Source organism: Croceicoccus mobilis, from assembly GCF_001661965.1.
Classification (GTDB): domain Bacteria; phylum Pseudomonadota; class Alphaproteobacteria; order Sphingomonadales; family Sphingomonadaceae; genus Croceicoccus; species Croceicoccus mobilis.
Map to the genome: position 1 here is coordinate 1 of NZ_LYWZ01000002.1, position 18,251 is coordinate 18,251.

Annotated in this window: 18 protein-coding genes, 1 tRNA gene and 1 other annotated feature; of the genes, 12 read left to right on the top strand and 7 right to left on the bottom strand. The window is 61.5% G+C overall.

Annotated features, from left to right (window positions below; translation table 11 throughout):
• Positions 1-50 precede the first annotated feature (50 nt).
• Together A9D13_RS00205 and A9D13_RS00210 are read left to right on the top strand one after the other, a co-directional pair.
• Positions 51-1,279, top strand: a protein-coding gene (locus A9D13_RS00205; protein ID WP_373288794.1) for an IS3 family transposase whose coding sequence is annotated in 2 segments (ribosomal slippage) — positions 51-342 and positions 342-1,279 — 1,230 coding nt in all. Because the reading frame shifts where the segments join, the coding sequence is not laid out codon by codon here.
• Positions 332-446 (top strand) — a sequence feature (AL1L pseudoknot). It overlaps the preceding gene by 115 nt.
• Before the next feature lie 751 nt (positions 1,280-2,030).
• Positions 2,031-2,702: a hypothetical protein gene (locus A9D13_RS00210; protein WP_082921995.1), complete on the top strand. Its 672-nt coding sequence runs from the start codon at positions 2,031-2,033 to the stop codon at positions 2,700-2,702.
• Between the two features lie 110 nt (positions 2,703-2,812).
• Here A9D13_RS00210 and A9D13_RS21365 read toward each other — a convergent pair whose 3' ends face one another.
• Positions 2,813-3,826 (bottom strand): DUF4238 domain-containing protein, encoded by a 1,014-nt coding sequence (locus A9D13_RS21365; protein ID WP_425304737.1) that lies wholly within the window; start codon positions 3,824-3,826, stop codon positions 2,813-2,815.
• Between the two features lie 114 nt (positions 3,827-3,940).
• On the opposite strand from A9D13_RS21365, the gene A9D13_RS19955 reads away from it, so the two are divergent.
• The 10 genes from A9D13_RS19955 to A9D13_RS00260 all read left to right on the top strand — a co-directional run bounded on the left by A9D13_RS19955 (position 3,941) and on the right by A9D13_RS00260 (position 12,037).
• Complete coding sequence (locus tag A9D13_RS19955) at positions 3,941-4,522, top strand: recombinase family protein (protein ID WP_082921997.1); 582 nt, start codon at positions 3,941-3,943, stop codon at positions 4,520-4,522.
• A gap of 53 nt (positions 4,523-4,575) precedes the next feature.
• Positions 4,576-5,454, top strand: coding sequence for a hypothetical protein (locus A9D13_RS20325; RefSeq protein WP_156521840.1), 879 nt, complete (start codon positions 4,576-4,578; stop codon positions 5,452-5,454).
• Positions 5,455-5,769: 315 nt separating this feature from the next.
• Positions 5,770-5,846: transfer RNA gene (locus A9D13_RS00225), tRNA-Pro, on the top strand.
• A gap of 231 nt (positions 5,847-6,077) precedes the next feature.
• Positions 6,078-6,839, top strand: a complete 762-nt coding sequence (exbB, locus tag A9D13_RS00230) for a tonB-system energizer ExbB (RefSeq protein ID WP_216635472.1) — start codon at positions 6,078-6,080, stop codon at positions 6,837-6,839.
• Positions 6,840-6,842: 3 nt separating this feature from the next.
• Positions 6,843-7,271, top strand: a complete 429-nt coding sequence (gene exbD / locus A9D13_RS00235) for a TonB system transport protein ExbD (RefSeq protein WP_066768422.1) — start codon at positions 6,843-6,845, stop codon at positions 7,269-7,271.
• Entirely contained in the window at positions 7,268-8,014 is a 747-nt protein-coding gene (locus tag A9D13_RS00240; protein WP_066768425.1) for an energy transducer TonB, read from the top strand. The genes exbD and A9D13_RS00240 overlap by 4 nt, the downstream gene beginning before the upstream one ends.
• A 16-nt stretch (positions 8,015-8,030) precedes the next feature.
• Positions 8,031-10,403 carry a TonB-dependent receptor gene (locus A9D13_RS00245; protein ID WP_066768428.1) on the top strand — a complete coding sequence of 791 codons (2,373 nt, stop codon included), beginning with the start codon at positions 8,031-8,033 and terminating at the stop codon, positions 10,401-10,403.
• 64 nt (positions 10,404-10,467) lie between these two features.
• Positions 10,468-11,151 (top strand): Fe2+-dependent dioxygenase, encoded by a 684-nt coding sequence (locus A9D13_RS00250; protein ID WP_066768430.1) that lies wholly within the window; start codon positions 10,468-10,470, stop codon positions 11,149-11,151.
• Positions 11,148-11,726, top strand: coding sequence for a ferric reductase-like transmembrane domain-containing protein (locus tag A9D13_RS00255; RefSeq protein WP_082921999.1), 579 nt, complete (start codon positions 11,148-11,150; stop codon positions 11,724-11,726). Before A9D13_RS00250 ends, A9D13_RS00255 begins: the two co-directional genes overlap by 4 nt.
• Positions 11,723-12,037: a PepSY domain-containing protein gene (locus A9D13_RS00260; RefSeq protein ID WP_066768439.1), complete on the top strand. Its 315-nt coding sequence runs from the start codon at positions 11,723-11,725 to the stop codon at positions 12,035-12,037. The genes A9D13_RS00255 and A9D13_RS00260 overlap by 4 nt, the downstream gene beginning before the upstream one ends.
• Here the strand turns inward: A9D13_RS00260 and A9D13_RS00265 are convergent.
• The 6 genes from A9D13_RS00265 to A9D13_RS00290 form a co-directional block, all read right to left on the bottom strand.
• Positions 12,027-13,442, bottom strand: coding sequence for an efflux transporter outer membrane subunit (locus A9D13_RS00265; protein ID WP_066768448.1), 1,416 nt, complete (start codon positions 13,440-13,442; stop codon positions 12,027-12,029). The two genes, A9D13_RS00260 and A9D13_RS00265, sit on opposite strands and share 11 nt — an antisense overlap.
• Complete coding sequence (locus A9D13_RS00270) at positions 13,442-14,317, bottom strand: efflux RND transporter periplasmic adaptor subunit (protein WP_066768449.1); 876 nt, start codon at positions 14,315-14,317, stop codon at positions 13,442-13,444. Before A9D13_RS00270 ends, A9D13_RS00265 begins: the two co-directional genes overlap by 1 nt.
• Positions 14,314-14,529, bottom strand: a complete 216-nt coding sequence (locus tag A9D13_RS00275; protein ID WP_066768450.1) for a DUF1656 domain-containing protein — start codon at positions 14,527-14,529, stop codon at positions 14,314-14,316. Before A9D13_RS00275 ends, A9D13_RS00270 begins: the two co-directional genes overlap by 4 nt.
• The gene (locus tag A9D13_RS00280; RefSeq protein ID WP_066768452.1) at positions 14,526-16,592 is read right to left on the bottom strand and encodes an FUSC family protein; all 2,067 of its coding nucleotides are present in this window, start codon (positions 16,590-16,592) and stop codon (positions 14,526-14,528) included. The genes A9D13_RS00275 and A9D13_RS00280 overlap by 4 nt, the downstream gene beginning before the upstream one ends.
• Positions 16,589-17,035 carry a MarR family winged helix-turn-helix transcriptional regulator gene (locus tag A9D13_RS00285; protein WP_066768455.1) on the bottom strand — a complete coding sequence of 149 codons (447 nt, stop codon included), beginning with the start codon at positions 17,033-17,035 and terminating at the stop codon, positions 16,589-16,591. The genes A9D13_RS00280 and A9D13_RS00285 overlap by 4 nt, the downstream gene beginning before the upstream one ends.
• Positions 17,036-17,200: 165 nt before the next feature.
• Positions 17,201-18,100, bottom strand: a complete 900-nt coding sequence (locus A9D13_RS00290) for a LysR family transcriptional regulator (protein WP_066768458.1) — start codon at positions 18,098-18,100, stop codon at positions 17,201-17,203.
• Positions 18,101-18,251: the final 151 nt, after the last annotated feature.

The window sequence follows — 18,251 nt, forward strand, 5'->3', positions numbered from 1 at the left end:
TGAAGCGTCCCGGGTTTTCCGGAGGCTCCTATTTGTGAGAAGGAGCCAGAATGAGCGCTACAAGGAACAAGTTTTCGCCAGAGTTTCGTGACCGCGCGGTGCGAATGGTGGATGAGCACCGGGGGGATTACCCGTCGGAATGGGCAGCGTTGTCTTCGATTGCCGGGAAGGTTGGCTGCACGACCGAGACGCTGCGCCGCTGGTGCCGTGAGGAGGCGAGCCGACGAGCGGGACCAGCGGCGCAGGCCGCCAGCGACCGGGACCGGGTCAAGGCGCTGGAACGCGAAGTGAAGGAGTTGCGCCGGGCCAACGAGATACTCCGCAAGGCATCCGCATATTTTGCTCAGGCGGAGCTCGACCGCCACGGCAAATGGTGATGTCGTTTATCGACACGCACCGTGAGGAACTGGGTATCGAGCCGATCTGCCGTGAACTGGCGATCGCCCCGTCCTCCTACCACGAGCATGCTGCCCGGCTTGCAGATCCTACCAGGCGTCCGGCCCGTGCCCGGCGCGATGATGAGATCAAGGAAGAGATCAGGCGTGTCCATGACAACAACTTTGGCCTCTACGGTTCCCGCAAGGTCTGGCACCAGTTACGCCGCGAGGGCATCGCTGTGGCCAAGTGCACCGTGGAACGGTTGATGCGCACCATGTCGCTGGCAGGCGTGCGACGAGGCAAGACGACGGTCACGACCGTCAGCAACCCCAAGGCGCCGTGCCCGCTCGACAAGGTCAACCGCGAGTTCCGCGTCAGCCGGCCGAACGCTTTGTGGGTGGTCGACTTTACCTATGTCCACACCTGGGCCGGGTTCGTCTACGTGGCATTTGTGATCGATGCCTATGCCCGCCGGATCGTGGGCTGGAAGGTCAGCACGTCGGCGACCGCCGGCTTCGTGCTCGATGCTCTGGAACAGGCGATCCATGCGCGCAGGCCTGGCCCTGATGACGGCCTGATCCATCACAGCGACAGGGGCGTCCAATATCTGGCCATGAACTACACCCAGCGCTTGGCAGAGGCCAACCTCGTCCCGTCCGTTGGCAGCGTTGGCGACAGTTACGACAACGCTTTGGCCGAGACGATCAACGGCCTCTACAAGGCGGAAGTGATCTGGCGGCAGCGATCATGGCCAAGCGTGTCGGCCGTGGAAATGGCAACGCTACGCTGGGTCGATTGGTTCAACAACCAGCGTCTGTTCGGCCCCATCGGGCACATCCCACCCGCTGAGGCCGAAGCCAATTACTATGCAGCTAGAGGGAACCTCGATATGGTCGCATGACTCAATTGAAACTGCCTCCGGAAAATCCGGGACGCTTCAAAGTCACCGATTAGCCGAAATTCGGGAACTAGTTGTCGTTGATCCGTTGCCTGCTGGAAGGCTCTTTCGCTATCAGAGAAGTAGGCATGCGCTTTCGGAGCTCTGGAGCCCCGCCGGGAAGACAGCTGCTCTCCGGCCTCAAGATGAAGCCTCTTAGGAAATATTATGGGTGACTGGATCCCCTCACCTAGGATCTCTGCAACTTCACCTGACTGTAAACGCTCAAGCAATGCTATTAAATTTTCGGTTATCTCCTGCTCGTATGCGATAAAACTCTCGGCAACTCTGATAGATGACTCGTAAAAACAGTCTACTTTCGCTTTCCGATACGCGAAAAATAGGTCCGTGAGCGACAACTCGCTCCATCCGGCCAATTCCTTTACTGCCATTTCGCCTCCAGCTATCTTTGACGAGACGTCAGTAGTCGTAGCGTCGTTATCAGGCCTTTAACGCACCCAAAGAGTTTGTATCCAGAGAATTTTAGGCTTTTATCGCAGCATAGCGCGTCGCAACCGCTTTCTGGGGAAACCTTCTAAGGTCCTTATGCGACAGTTGCCCGCGCCTAGGCCTTCACTATCTACAAATGGAATGAACTGAGGTTTGGTGAATGGGTTTCTTGTTTGAACCATACCGAAAGGGTCACTGCTGCCTATGCGGCGGCAACGCTCCGCTAACTGGCGAACACAAAGTAAAGGCGTCCGCCATCCGTGCCATGTTCGGCAAAGAGAAGATGGTGATTGGGCAATTCGGTGGCGCAGAAGGTTATCGTAATGCCCAAGGACCGAAGTCCAAAGCACTCCACCACGCCGCCGGTTTATGCGCGGAGTGCAATGGCAATCGCACGCAACCTGCCGACCGCGAGTTTGACCTATTTCATAATCGGACCCTAGAACTATATGCTGCCGGAGCCGAACCTATCACGGCATTCGAGGATGAAAGGTACGGCGATGGCAGTAAGCCCTACCTTGATGTGTTCCGCTATTTCGCCAAGCTATTGTGTTGCCACATGGGGGATGTTCGCGGTCCTCGCCCCATATCACTTAGTGCATTTGCGATAGGCGACCTGGTGCTTAATCGGGTTTTTCTCGCCATCGACGGCGATCCTAACTACCGGGACTGGGCTGCAGTGTCGGGGGACCATGCCTATGCAGCACACGGTGGCCTAAACCTCAGTATGGACCGCGAGACGAAGCTCCCTTCGCGCATACAAAGCTATGTAACGCTGGGGCCTATTCGATATCGGTACTGGATGGAATTCGCCTCAATTGAAGTAGCGGCACTTGCTTGCTTCCATAAGGCGTTCTGGCAATCTGCGCGTGCTGCCATGCAAGACTACATCAACAATCCCTTAACCGATGAGCAGCTTGATCGAAGGGGTCTGTAATGTGCAATCGGTGCAGACCGCACCTTACCGTTCGTTATGATCCGAAGCAGTAACCTGATTCGACGAACAGCCCCCTGAGCTACACTACCCCCAAAGGCGGCGGGTTCAGATCAATCACTGTGACCTCCACTCCCCCTTACTTCTAGGCTCGATGTCTTGATAATACCTGACCCGTGGGGCGAATACCGGTTGCTAATTTCAACTCGGTATCTGCTGTGCTTAGCGACGAACCGAGAGACCCATTGGCTATTGATAGATGCAAAAACTTGGTTTTCAGCGGACCTTACGACCGCAGTGTTAACTAGCCGAACTCCCTGCCGACCTAGATTGCGCACCTTGTACCTCAGGTTCTCAAAGCTAAGTGACGGCTCTGACATAGACAGATGCGTTCTGGGATGAATGCGTAGTGCAAGAGATGGTGTCAGCGGTATTACCCGATTAACTACAAGACTTTGGGGGTTGGCCTCGATTGCTACAGGGAAGTCGCTGGTAAAAAAAGGTGAGCTCGCATCGTCATTTAACAATATCTCCCAGTACGTGTTACCAAAGGCAGCTGCTAAATGCAGTAGATTGGAAATGCCCAGCGCATGAGGAAACCGTCGATCAGTTTCAATGACCACGCGACCGTCACTCAGAAGCTCACTGAAAGACGCTCCGCCGAGTTCGGGGGGCGATGGTGGCAAGAGGTCCGCTTGGTCCATGATTGCAGCCTCCGCGTGAACGAGTGCCTCTAGATGCCTCGTCCCCAACCTTACTGCCGTCGGTGAGCACGAAGCCACATAGGCAATAAAGCCGGTAATCACATAAACGTGTTCTTGATCGAATGTCCCAGCAGCCAAAGCAGCGCATGCGGCATTATACTTCGGCTCAATCGTCTTCAGGAATTCCTCTACAAGCCTCGGCTCCCCAAGGAAGTCATTGGTGCTTCCGTCCTTGATCCGGCACACATCCTCCGAGCCGCATGGGAACTGTTGGCCGTCAGACTTGCGGTAAGCGTGCATCTTCCGATTGCCAAGGCTCTCCGCATAGAAGCGCTTGAGATGGACTTGTGAAACATAGTGATCAAGGGGCACAGACAGACCTCTACTTCTCAGGGTTCGACCATAGCGCCGAGAGCAGGTCACAACGACGAGCTCATAAGTTGTAACATCTGCGCTATGGATCAAAAGGCAGCTTTACAGTGATTATGAGCGGGGTTAAGAGCTAGGCATCAAGTACCTCTAACTTATGAGCCATACATGCGCATTGCCTATTACCGTGTCTCGACAAATGACCAGAGTGTCGAAGCTCAACGCAACGCAATGGGCGGGTGCTTTGACCGTGAGTATCTCGATGAAGGCGTGAGTGGCGGCACGATGGCCGCGAACCGTCCCGGCTTTGCTAGACTATTAGATCAAGTTCGGGATGGTGATACCGTACATGTATATGCGGTTGACCGCTTGGGGCGCGATGCGCTTGATGTTCAAGCCACCGTCCGCAAACTTATCAATATGGGCGTCCTAGTTGAAGTCCACGGCCTTGGCCCGATTGCGCGCGGAGTTGGTGAGTTGATTTTAGCTGTGCTCGCCCAGGTCGCGGAAATGGAACGCCGTCGAATTTTCGAACGAACTGCTGCGGGTCGCTCTGCCGCGCGTAAGTCACTTGCAGAGACCGGACGCACTCACCGTGGTAAGGCGAGCTTAGGCAGGCCATTTGCACATAATGCTGCTGAGGTGGCGTCGTGGCGACGTAACAACGAGGCAAGCATCGCGACTACTGCAGCCCATTTCAAGCTGTCCCCTGCGACCGTGAAACGCTACTGCGCCGCCTCAAACGCATAAGCTGAACTGCATATGCACCCAACCTTCAAATGTCCTAGGTATAGCTTTCAATAATGAGTGCATCTGAAGATCAGTGCATCGGTCAAGACCAGCCCGATGCAGAGCTTGCCCATGATCTAGCGACCTTGCGTCCCCAACAGCTCCGAACGAAATACAAGGCCGAAGCTGATAGCCATAGGGCCATGCGCCAGCGATCCCACGATGGAAGGATCATTGATCCTGCTTGGGATACTCTGGCAGGTTTTCTGTCTGACATGGGCAGGAAGCCTTCGCCTGCACACTCGATTGATCGCTTGGACAGTGGCAATCCGCGTTATGGCCCAGGCCTTTGCCGATGGGCCACAAAGGCTGAGCAAACTCGCAACCGTCGAAATACGATCCTCGTGAATTGGCTCGGTCAAGAGATGACTCTAGCTGAATTCGCGAGTGCCATCGGGAAGGATTACGGCAGGGTCTATTATCGCCACTCAAAGGGAGATCCCCTCCATGAGATCGCTGAAGAGGACGCACCGGTATCGAGCACCTTTCTCCCCGCACGCTTCCAAGACGATGCTGAGGCTGCTGAGAAATGGCGCAGTGACTATGCTGCATGGCGTTCTCGCGTAATCCGGTCTCGACGCAAGTATGCATTGCCTGAGGTTTTCGAGATCGTAACCCTTAGCTGCGACTGCCGTACTGCTGAGAGGTGGCTGAGGAAGAAAGGCTACTTTGAGCTGTCCTCAGATGAGGTTGAGGAGGCTGAGCAACTAAGGGAAGGTCCCTACGGTCGCATGTACAGACTTGGCCCAGAGGCCATTCGCGAGGCCGCTAGGGCACTTATCAGAAATGCACCATCCGTTGCCGTAAAGATCATCGGACCACCACCACTGAAGCACTGGGACCTATGGCGCTGGGAACGTTGGTTTATGGGCCGCTCAGTTGCCGACGAATGAGAATAGGATGGCAACTCCTTCCGCCAGCAGGCTGGTCTCCATACTCCCCGCAGATGGTTGCAACCTGAAAGCCCCGGTACGCCTAAGCCGCTAAAGACAAATGCTTGTTTCCGATTTTGAGTTTTCCAGCCGCGTAATGTGTCGAGTTCTCAGTCAGGAATTTTCCGCAGCACACTTGCGTGTGACACGAACGTGTGACAATTAGAGACCTCCTGACGAGCATAAGTCATTGATTTTTATGCATTCAGGGGTGTGTGGGTTTTGGTCCTGCCGGGCCCACCAGTTTCTTTTCGCCCCATGCGGGCGACTCCCGGTCGGGGAGTGGCGCAGTCCGGTAGCGCGCCTGCTTTGGGAGCAGGATGTCGCAGGTTCGAATCCTGTCTCCCCGACCATTTCTTTCCATTTTGCAAGAATGAGGAACCGCCGGGCACGCGGCCTTGTCGATGTGGCAATCGCCGCATCGACTCATTGCGTCATGGTTCACACGCCATCGGTCTCCCCGAATTCGATGTCGACAGATGCCGCGACAGGCGTGATACACTTTTGCTATTAGGAATGACTTGCAATTGCATTTTTCGCTGGGTAGTCGGCGGTCAAGACGAATCATCAGGGGACGGCCGAAAGTGTCGCGATTTGGATATATGCTGATCGGTGGCGGCGCACTTACAATGCCGCATGCCGCCTTTGCCAATGCGGCGAGTGCGCAGGGCGGGCCGGTGATCCCCAGCGACCTCAGCGTATGGGGCATGTTCGCGCAGGCCGACTGGGTGGTGAAGCTGATCATGATCGGGCTGGTCATCGCATCTGTCGTCACCTGGACCGTGCTGGTCGCCAAACATCTCGAACTCGCCCGCCAGCGCAAGAGCGCCGAAGCCTTTCGCGACACGTTGCTGGCCGCCCCTTCGCTCTCCGCGCTGGACCAGACCGCGTCGGCGCATGCCATCGTCGCCGAAGCCCGTGAGGAGATCGCGCAGTCGGGCGGCGCGCTGGATGACCGCGAAGGGTTGAAGGAGCGGCTGGTGTCCCGCCTCGACCGTTACGAAGCGCGGGTCGCGCGCAAGATGACGCAGGGTGTCACCATCCTTGGCACCATTGGCGCAACCGCTCCGTTCGTCGGGCTGTTCGGCACGGTCTGGGGCATCATGAACAGCTTCATCGGCATTGCCGAGATGCAGACTACCAATCTCGCCGTCGTCGCGCCGGGCATTGCCGAGGCGCTGCTGGCGACAGCGCTGGGTCTGGTCGCTGCGATCCCGGCGGTCGTGATCTACAACCATTTCGCCCGTGCCATTGCCGCCCATCGCGCCATCGTTTCGGACAGCGCCGCCGCATTGCTGCGCATCGTGTCGCGCGATCTTAGCCGCGGCACGCTGGCGGGGGCCTGATCCATGGCGCTGAAACTCGCCTCCGACAGCGAAGACCTTGCCGTCGCGCATGAGATCAATGTCACGCCGTTTATCGACGTAATGCTGGTGCTGCTCATCATCTTCATGGTCGCCGCCCCGCTGGCGACGGTGGATGTAAAGGTCGACCTGCCCGTTTCCAACGCACAAGCCGCGCCCAAGCCCGAAGCGCCGGTCTATCTGTCGATGCAGGCCGATGGCGCGCTGAGCGTGGGCGATGACCGGGTGACGCTTGCCACGCTGGGCGATGCCATCGTCGGCGCGACTGCGGGAGACCGCGAAAAGCGGATCTTCCTGCGCGCGGACAAGACCGTCACCTATGACGCGATCATGCAGGCGATGAACGCCCTGCGCGGCGAAGGTTATGTCCATGTCGCGCTGGTCGGCGCGGAAACGGGCGCAGCCCGGCCATGATCACCGTGGGAGGGGATCGCAGCCACTGGATGCTGGGCGGCGCTGTCGCGCTTACTGCGCATGCAGCCGTGCTTGGCGGTGTCCTTCTGGCGAAGGGCGCAGTGCCCGACGCAATTGTCGAAGATCCCGTCGTGCTGGTCGAACTGCCGCCGCAGGCTGGCCCCGCCGCCGTGAGCAAGCCGCAGCCCGAACAGCCGGTCGAACCTGATTACACCCCGCCGCAACCCGTCGATCCCGTCATCGAGGCCCCGCAGGTCGACAAGCCATTGCCGCGCGAATTCGTCGCCACCCCGCCGCCCAAACCGCCCGTTCCCCGCCCGGTGGTCAGCGCCCCTCCCCCGCAGCCCGTCGCCGCGCCGCAGCCGATCCGCACCGCCATGGCCACGATCCCCGGCGGCACCGACACCGGCAAGGCCGAGACAGCGGGCAATGACCCCAAGGCGAAGCGCGAGGAAGCCGATTACTACGCGATGCTGAGCGCGCATCTCAATCGCAAGAAACAATATCCCAAAGAGGCGAAGAAGGCCCGCGAACAGGGCGTGGTGACCGTGCGTTTCACCGTCCATTCGGACGGCAGCATCACCGCCGCCTCCATCCGCAAATCCAGCGGTCACGCCCTTCTCGACCAAGCGACGCTCGACCTGATGCAGCGTGTCGCACCCCTGCCCCGTTTCCCGAAATCGATGACGCGGGACAGCGTCACGATCTCGCTACCGATCGATTATTCCCTGAGAACACGATAAGAAGAAAGGCTTTTTCATGAGGGACCACAACAAGGGCGTCATCCGCCCCATGAGCCTGCGCGCCGCCCGGACGGGCACTGCCGCTGCGGCCATCGGGCTGTCGGCTGCGCTCTTTGCCACGGGCGCGCAGGCGCAGGATGCTGGCGATGAAGAGGAAGTCGTCCTCGACACGCTGACGATCGAGGACGCCACCGCCGACGTAAACCCGAACGCGCAGCCGGGCGTGCCCTACAAGGCCCGCACCTCTGGCGATGTGCGACGGGTCAAGCCGCTGTCGGAAACGCCGCAGACGATCCAGGTGTTGACGGAACAGCAGCTTGACGAACAGGGCGCGACCGACATGCGCGACGTGCTCGACAATGTACCGGGCGTGACGGTCGGCACGGGCGAGAACGGCAATGCCTTTGGCGACCGCTACATCATCCGCGGGCACGAGGCGCGCAGCGATGTCTTCGTCGACGGCCTGCGCGATCCCGGCATGACCACGCGCGAAACCTTCGCCATCGACCAGATCGAGATTACCAAGGGCCCAAGCTCCAGCTTTGCCGGGCGCGGTTCGACCGGCGGCGCGGTCAATTCGATCACGAAGAAGGCCAGCACCGATTACCAGTTCACGCGCATCGACGCCGGGATCGGCACCGACGATTACTACCGCGTGACGGCAGATGCCAACTTGCCGCTGACCGACACGCTCGCCGTGCGCGCGAACCTGCTTTACGGCTATCAGGAAGTGCCGAACCGGAATTATTCGGACCGCGAACGCTATGGCGCGGCGCTGTCCGCCGCATTCAAGCCCAGCGACGTGATCGAGGTGGTGCTCGACTATTACCACCTCACCGCCAATGACACGCCCGATCTTGGCGGCTATGTCCCGCGCCCGACCGGCACGGCAGGCGATGTCACCAGCTATGGTCCGTGGGACGACGTACCCAACTACACGCAGAGCAGCGACTTCCTCGATTCCGATGTCGATACGGTCACCGGCCGCATCTACATCACGCCCTTCGACGGCTTCAAGATCGTCAATTCGACGCGTTATGGCGAGACGAGCAACGGCTATGTCCTCACCGGCCTGCGCGGCGGCGCGGTCAATACCGAAGACGGCACCTATGACCCGGTTACGCTCAGCACGCACCAGGGCAATCAGGAGGTCGAATATTTCGTCAACCAGTTCAACCTGATCGGCGAAGTCTCGACCGGATCGCTGCTGCATAACATCATCGTGGGCAGCGAGTATTCGAACCTTCAGGTGGCGAACGGCACCTATGACCTGACCACCAATGGCACCGCCAATTGCCAGGTGACCGGGCGCGGCGGCACGCTGCAGGATGCGTTCTGCATCACCGACGAAAACCGCGACGTGCTTTACAGCGACAGCGAGATCCACGACCTGCTCCAGCGCAGCGTCGCCGATGGCGTGGTCGACAGCGCATGGCAGGTCGAAACCTTGTCCTTCTATGCGATGGACACCATCGACATCACCCAATGGCTCTCGATCCATGGCGGCGTGCGCATGGACGCTTTCAGCTATTCGAACGATGTCATCGGACGCGGCGCCGATGTGCCGACCAATTACAGCTATTCCGACACGCTGTGGAACGGCCATGCGGGCGTTGGGCTGAAGCCGCTGGAAGAGGTCTATGTCTATTTCAACTATGGCACGGCAAAGAACATCAATGGCGGCGAATCCGACCTTGGCGGTAATTGCGGCTATGGCGGCATTTGCGTCGATGATGGCACCGACATTGGCGACGGCAGCCCGGAAAGCAGCGAAAGCTTTGAACTGGGCGTTAAGGCCGACCTGTTTGACGATCGCCTGCTGCTGACGGCAGCCGCGTTCCAGATCACCAAGGGCGACGTCTTCGAATCCGCAGGCGATGGCTATAGCGCCGGCGGCTCGCTCAACACCGGCGAAAACCGTGTGCGCGGCCTCGAGTTTGGCCTCGTCGGAAACATCACGCCCAAACTGCTGGCGCAGGCAGCGCTGACGCTGATGGATTCGGAGATCACCAAGTCCAACGACGCGGACAAGATCGGTCGCCGCCTGTCGAACTTCGCCAATACGCAGTTCAGCGGCCAGATCCGCTATCAGATGACCGACGCGATCGCCTTTGGCGGCACGGCCACCTACAAGGGCGCGATGTACACCGGGCAGCCGGACGATGCGGCCAGCTATGATGATACGCTGGGCGTCTATGCCTATCGCGTGCCCGATTACTGGACCTTCGATGCGTTCATTTCGGCCGATCTCACCCGCAATCTGGGGGCGCGGATCAACATCACCAATGTCACGGACGAGGATTACTACCTCGCCGGCTATCGTTCGGGTCACTTCCTGTACAAGGGTGACGAACGCCGCGCGACATTGACGCTGACCGCGAAGTTCTGAAAAACCGGCCGGGCGGCGGGCCATCCTGCGCCGCCCGGCCCATTTTCCTGAAAGCGCATCCGCCATGCTGACCATCATCGAGAACCTGCTCAACGGCGACGAAGTCAGCCGCTTTCGCGACGCGCTGGCGGATGCGGACTGGCGCGATGGCGCAGGCACGGCGGGCACGCGATCCGTTTCGGTCAAGCAGAACCTGCAGCTCGATCGCGGCGATGCGCTGGCGCGGGAACTGGGCAATCTGATCCTGAACAAGCTTGGCCAGCATCCCGAATTCGTATCGGCGTCATTGGCGGAAAAGATCTGGCCGCCGGTTTTCAACCTTTACAAGGACGGCGGGCATTACGGCACCCATTCCGATGCCGCCCTGATGCGCCTGCCCGAAGCGGGGCTGACGATCCGCAGTGATCTTTCGGCCACGCTCTTCCTTTCGGATCCCGAAAGCTATGACGGCGGCGAGCTGATCGTCGAGGAAGCTTTCGGCGCGCAGGCTGTGAAGCTGGCGGCGGGCGACATGGTGCTCTATCCCTCCTCCAGCCTTCACCAGGTCGCGCCGGTTACGCGCGGTGAGCGCATCTGCGCGATCACCTGGATGCAGAGCGCAGTCGCCGATGATTCGGCGCGCGGGCTGCTTTACGATCTCGACCAGTCGATCCGGGCGCTAACGCCGGGGCGGGCCAAGGACGATCCCGAGATCAATCGCCTGATCCACGTCTATCACAACCTGCTGCGGCGCTGGGCAAACCCGTGATCCGCTGGCCGCGCCTTTTGCTGTGGCTACTGCTGGCTATTCCCGCCGCGCTGATGATCACGGATCTCGCTGGCGGCGCGCTTGCGATGGACCTCTATCACCCAAGCGGTGAAATGGCGGTGCGGCTGATGATCCTCGCCCTGCTGCCCGGCCCGCTGGTCGATGCATTCGGGCCAAACCGTTTCCTGCGCGGCTGGATCGCGGTGCGGCGCAATCTGGGCGTGGCGGCGTTCCTCTATGGGCTGCTGCACCTCTTCTTCTACGTGCTCGACATGCAGATGGTCAGCGCGATGATCGGCGAACTGGCCATTCCCGGCATCTGGACCGGCTGGGTCGCGCTGATCACGATGGCGGCGCCCGCCGCGCTCAGTTTCGATGCCGCGTTGCGCCGGTTGGGCCGCCGGTGGAAGCGCTGGCAACGGCTGGTCTATCCCGCGTTTCTGGTCGCGCTCGTCCACTGGCTACTGCTCGACTGGGCGTGGCTTCCCGCTTTCATTCATCTTGCGCCGGTCATGCTGGCGTGGGCGCTGCGCTTCACCATGCGCCGCCGCAAAATCCAAAGGAGTGTCGCATGAAGATCAACCGTCTGGTTATGGCCGCAGCAGCCACCTTTGCCTTTGCCGCCCCGGCCCATGCCGATGGCGACATCAGCTGCAATGGCGGGCCGCAGGACAAGTGGCAGAAGATTTCCAAGCTGAAAAAGCAGGCGTGGCTGGAGGAATGGCAGATCCTGAAAACGCAGGTCGAGGGCGACTGCTACGAAGTCTATGCCCGCACCAAGGAAGGGCAGGCGATCGAGGCGTTCTTCCACCCCGTCACGCTGGAAAAGCTGGTCGTGTTTCGCCGCGGTCAGGAAATCTACCGCGCCAAGGGGTTCAAGGGCTAACGCCCTCCCCCTGCCAGCCGCCGCCCAGCGCGAGGAAGATGTCGACCTGCCGGTCCACGGCCTCGGTCTCGGCGCTGGCAAGGGCGGTTTCCGCCGTCGCAAGGCTCTGCTGCGCGTCGAGTACGGAGAGGAAGTCCGCGCGCCCGAAGCGGAACAGCTTTTCAGCCTGATCCGCCGCTTCGGCCGCGCTGTCACGAGCCTTGCGATAGGCAGCAACCTGATCCTGCCCGCGGGCGTAGGCGTTCAGGGCGGTCTCTGTCTCACGCAATGCGCCCAGCACGGTTGCATCGAGGCTGGCCAGATCGGCATCGGCCTGCGCCCCGGCGGCAGCGATCTGCGCCTTGACGATGGTACGGTCGGGAAAACTCCAGCTGATCAGGGGCCCAAGCGAAAATCCGAAACTGTTGCCCGATCCGATATCGCTGAATGGGCCGCTCAATCCCGCCGATCCGCCAAGGCTCACCTGCGGATAGAGATCGGCCATCGCGACTCCGATCCGCGCCGTATCCGCCGCCAGTTGCCTTTCAGCGGCGCGAATGTCGGGTCGGCGCCGGATCAGCGCCGCGCCGTCGCCCACCGGCATCGGCTGAGAGAGAACAGGCAGCGTGTCGCAATTCGCGATGTCCTCCGGATATTGCGACGGGACCTTCCCCAACAATGTCGCGATCAGGAAAAGATTTGCCTGCCGCTCGGCCTCATAGGCGGGTAGCGCGGCCTCGCTCTGCTCAAGCGCGGTGCGAGCGCGGGTCACGTCGAATGCGGTGCCGCGCCCGGCCCGCTGCAGGCGCCGCGTCACGTCGAGCGTTTCGCCCAGCAGCTTCGTCACGCGGGCGTTGGCTGCCAGTCCGTAATTCGCCGCGCAGACCGATGCATAGGCGCGGGTAACGGCTGCCGCCACGGCTACGCGGGTATCGTCGCGCGCGGCCCGCACGACTTCCTCATCGGCGCGCGAAGCCTCAATCGCGCGCCGGATCTTGCCCGACAGGTCAAGCGGAAGTCCCGCCGAGATGCCAGCGTCATAGCCCAAGATACCGGGCAGGCTGTATCCGGTAGAGGCTTCGCGATCGAGTTCGACGCCGCCGCTTACCGTGGTGGTGACGCGCCGACCTGCCTCTGCCTGCCGAAGGACGGCGCTGGCCTGCCGCAGGTTCGCGTCCGCGACTCGCAGATCGGCATTGGCCGCCAGTGCTTCCTCCACCAGCGCGTCGAGGCGCTGATCGTCATAGAGCTCCCACCATTTGTCGGGCAGCGCGGCCTCCACGAAATCGCTCTCCTGCGCCGCGACAAACGGTGCGGCTGCGGCTGGCGCCTGCGCGATCGATCCCTCGGGCCCATGGTAGTCGGGACCTGCGACGCAGCCCGCCAGAAGCGCCGCCGGAAACAGGACGAGTAGCGATGCGCGCATCACTCATCCCCCTCCGGTTCGATCGTCACGGTGGCGGTGCGGCCTGCGATCAGGCGGGTGCCCTCGGGCACCTCGTCGATCCGGATGCGCACGGGAATGCGCTGCGCCAGCCGCACCCAGCTGAAGCTTGCCTCCACCGTGGGAAGGAGATTGCTGGAATCACTTCGCGTGCTGTCATTGATGCCCGCGGCAATGCTCTCCACATGGCCGCGCAGCACATGATCGTCGCCCATTAGCTTGACCGTGGCGGGCGCGCCGATGCGGATCTTGTCGAGCTTGGTTTCCTCGAAATAGCCCTCCACCCGCAGACTGTCGGTATCGATTAGCGCCATCGCCTGCGTGCCCGCGCCGACATAGTCGCCCGGATGCAGGTCAAGGTTCGTCACCACCCCATTGACCGAGGCGCGCACCTGCGTGCGTTCAAGGTCCAGCGCGGCCCCATCGCGCGTCGCCAGCGCCTGTGACAGCGCGGCCTGCGCGGTCTTGACCGCCGCCACGTTCTGCTCATGCGTTTCGCGCGCGACCAGATCGCCCAGCGCAAGGTCGCGGTTCGCCACCCGCTTGGCCTGTGCCAGCGTCGCACGGGCGCTGGCAATCTCCGCCTTCGTCTGGTCGAGCGCGAGCTGATAGCGCGGGCGGTCCAGCACGAAGAGCAGGTCGCCTGCCTTGACCGGCTGGTTATCGGTCACCTCCACCTCGGTGACGAGGCCGCTGATGTCGGGCGTCACGCGCACCACGTCAGCCCGCACCCGGCCATCACGGGTCCACGGCGACAGCGCGTAATGGTTCCACATCCACACGGCCACGATGACCGCCAACGCGACGATGACGATGGTGGCAAGGCTGCGACGAAGGGTGGAGAATACGCCATTCATGGGTGGAATCCGAACTTGATGGAGAGGAAGAACAGCCCGCCGAAAACCAGCACGAAAATGGCAAGGTCGACGAGCGCCTTGTAGGCGAGATAGCGATAGCCCCCGACCAGCGAGAGCAAGCGGATGACAAGCGCCGCGATCACCATCGCCAGGATGGCAAGCAGCAGCAGCGTGGGGACAAAGACCCCACCAATGGAAACCTCACCGGTCATGCGGCGCTCCTTTCCGGCAGGGAGATGTAGTCGGGCGCATCGGGAAACAGGTTCCGGCGCAGCGAGATGAGCGCGAGCACACCGGTCCGGCGCACCTCGGTCGATGGATTATTGGCAAGAGAGGCAATGGCGGTGTCGACATGACGCAGCGTGCCCGGTTCGATCTCGGGCGGCTTATCGGCGCCCAGCCGCGTGTAATAGCGGCTCACATCCTCAAGCACGGGGCTGATAACGCGGCCTTCTTCACGCCCCAGATCGAACCGCAGCTGGCGAAGTTCGCCGATGACGATGCCCGTTCGCAGGTCACGCAGCGCGTCATAAAGCGGCTGGCCCGGATCATCGCCGCGCGCGGCGAGGCGCGGTGCGAGGAGCCCGGTGCGGTCGAGCATCAGGCTGATCCAGCCCGGCACATCTGGCGCGCGGTCAAGCTTGGCGCGCCGCGCAATATCGGTCCATCCGGCGCGCAGGGTGCGGTTGATCGTGCCGTCAAGGCCTGCCGACTGCAACAGGCGGACCATGGTCAGTGCGAAGAATACCGCGGCCAGTTGGGCGATTGCTCCGTTCAGATAGCCTGCGAAATCGCTGCTGTACTGCTCTGCCAGCAGGCTCGGGCTGGCAAGTCCCAGCATTGAAGGGAGCGCCACCATGCCCCAGCGCGGCGATGCCATGAACGCGCCGCCCAGCAGCAGCGCGGGGGCCATCACCGCGGCCATCATGGCAAAGCCATCGACCTGCGGCAGTATGGCAAAACCGTAGAGCAGCCCCACCGCCGTCGCGATGAGCGTGCCAAAAAAGAAAAAACGCAGCGGCCTGGTCGGATCATCGGCAGCAGAGAACAGTGACAGGAACACGCCCGCCAGCATCACCGCAGTCGAACCCTGGTCCCATCCGCTGGCGATCCACAGCACACAGCCCACGGTAATCGTCAGCGCCGCACCAAACCCCGTGCGCAGCGCGCCGGCATAATCGCGGTGCATCTGGCGCTGCCCGGTACTCTCCAGCAATTGCGCCACGCGCGCGGTGACCGGGCGCGCGGTCGGGGCGAGCATCTGGTCACGCAGGTCGCGGCAATCGCGATGCGCCGCGATCAGCGATGCGATCCGCGCCAAAAGGCTCAGCCGCAAGGCCGCGTCCCAGCCCATGCCGGGATACACCTCCGGCTCCAGCTCCGCCGCACGGCGGATCAGCGCCTCTGCCCGCTCGTGCCTTTCGGCAGCGTCGTGGTTTGCCTCATCCAGCCATTCCCGGCAATCGGCCAGCAGGACGCCTATGTCTTCGGACAGCGCAGCGCCCGTTTCCGCCATAAGGGTGCGAATGCGATCGTCGACCGCAGCCGCCAGCGGCAGGATCATGGAAAGCTGGTTTTGCAGCGCGCGCACCGTGCGCTGGCGCGGCGCGGCCTTGGCCGTGTCGAACGGCAGGTGCACTGCCATCTGGTGCATCTCCGTAATGTCGAGCGCGAGGCGGCGGCGTTCCTTGTCGAGATCGGGGACGCGCTCTTGCGCCATGCTGTCGCGGGACCAGCGTTCGGCATCGGTCAGCGTGCCCTCGACCCGGCGCATGAGCATGTCGGTCACAGACCCCGGCCACAGCACGCCATGGACCAGGCTTCCGGCCAGGATGCCAATGGTGATTTCCTGCACGCGCAGCACCGCGATATCGAAAATCGCGCCGGGCGTTTCGACGCTGGGCAAGCCGATCAGGCACGCGCTATAGCCCGCCAGCACGAACATGTAGGATCGCGGGGTGCGGTCGAGCAGCGAGATGAAGATGCACAAGGCGACCCACAGCGAAATCGCCGGGACCAGCAACTCGGGGGCAGGTGAAAGCGTGGGCACCATGATAACCGTCGCCGCTGCACCGATGGCCGTGCCGATCACGCGGAACACACCCTTTGACAGCACGGCACCTGCGGTCGGCTGCGCGACGATGAAAGAGGTCAGCACCGCCCAATAGGGCCGCGGCAGGCCGATACGCAGCGCGACATAAAGCGCCAGCATCGCCGCCAGAAAGACCTTCAGAGCGAAGATCGCGGCGGGAAGTCCGTATGTCTCGCCCTTCATGCGTCCTTCCACTCCGCTCGGGCGGTCAAGATTTCGTCGAGAACGTGCAATGCCGCGGCAAGATCGGCATCGGACACATTGGCGAGCAGGTCATGGCGCAACATGCGCAGGCTGTTTTCCACCTGCTTGACGATATCCGTGCCCTGCGGCGTCAGCGCGATGATCTTGGCTCGGGCGTCTTCCGGGTCGGGAGACCGGGTTATCAATCCCGATTTTTCCAGCCCTGCCAACATGCGCACGATCGTGGGTTCGCGAACGCCCACCGTGCGGGCCAACTCGACCTGGTTGGGATTGTCACCCAGCCGGTCGATATAGACGAGACACCATCCGCTCGCGCTCGAAAGGCCCAGACGCTTGAGCGCCTGGTCGCCCATCTGCCGCCATTTGCGCGAGGCCGTGGCCACACGCATCGCGAATTGCTTTTCCTGTTCGATCCGGCTCATCGGATATACTTAGATTGCTAAGTAAATGGTTCAAGGGGTCCGTTCATCGATTCTTTGCAATGGAAAGATTGGGAAGCGGGCCTCGCCCGAATAGCCGTCAGGCGCCACCCACGAAATGACCGATCCGCAATGACAGACCCGCAATGGCCAACACGCGAGGGCTGCTTAGACGCAGGCGGCAGCCAGCCGGTCGCGCAGCCATTGCGATGCGGGATCGCGATCGCTGCGTTCGTGCCATAACAGGCGATAGTCGAGCTCGCCCAGTTCGACAGGCGCCGTGCGGCTGACCAGAGAGCCATCGGCGCAGAACGTGGTGGCCGCGCGCAGCGGCACGGTAAACAGCAGATTGCCCTCCCGCGCGAACATGGGCGCAAGCGCGAAATAGGGAGTGCTCAACGCTACCTTGCGTTCCGCTCGGCGGTTTCCCAGCAAGTCGATGATGCGGTCGATTTCAGAGTCGGTAACCGTCAGGCTAAGATGCTTGCAGGAAAGAAACTCGTCGAGCGTCAGCGGCCGATCCGACTCTTCGGCAAGGGCATGGCCAGGGGGAACGACGCAGGCAAAGCGGTCGAGGAAGAGCTGCGCGGAATGCAGTTGCGTCCCGTCATGCGGCAGCCCGGAGATCACGAGATCGAGATCTCCGCTTGCCAGCATGCGCTGGGAATTGCGCGTGAACGGCAGGATGTCGATCGCGATGCCGGGTGCCTGCGCGATCAGATCGACTAACGCGGGCTTGATCACCGCCATCGCGCCGAAATCGGTGGTGGCGATCCGAAAACGTCGCTGTAACTCGCCGGGATTGAAATCATCGCTGGCCAAAAGCGTTGAAGTCAGCGCCATCCATTCGCCCAGCCTCTCGACCAGCTCGTCACCGCGCCGCGTGCGAACCATGCCGCCACCCGATCGGACCAGCAACTGGTCGTCGAGCGCATCGCGCAGGCGGGCAAGGCCGCGGCTGGCGCTGGGCTGGCTGATGCCCAGCGCGTCGGCGGCGGCACTGACGCTGCACTCCCTTAGAAGTACGGCAAGAAGCTGGATGAGGTTGGGATCCACAGGAAGACGCATGGCGCTCCACTATTGCAAGCCCTTCGCAGTAACAAGGGGCGCAATGTCGCAAACTGTCTCAGCTGTAAAACTCGGGAAACATTATGCCGGTCCTCCGCGTTCCCGGTACCAAGGGGTATGCCCCTCTTGCCAGCAGCCCCCTTGATCCGCA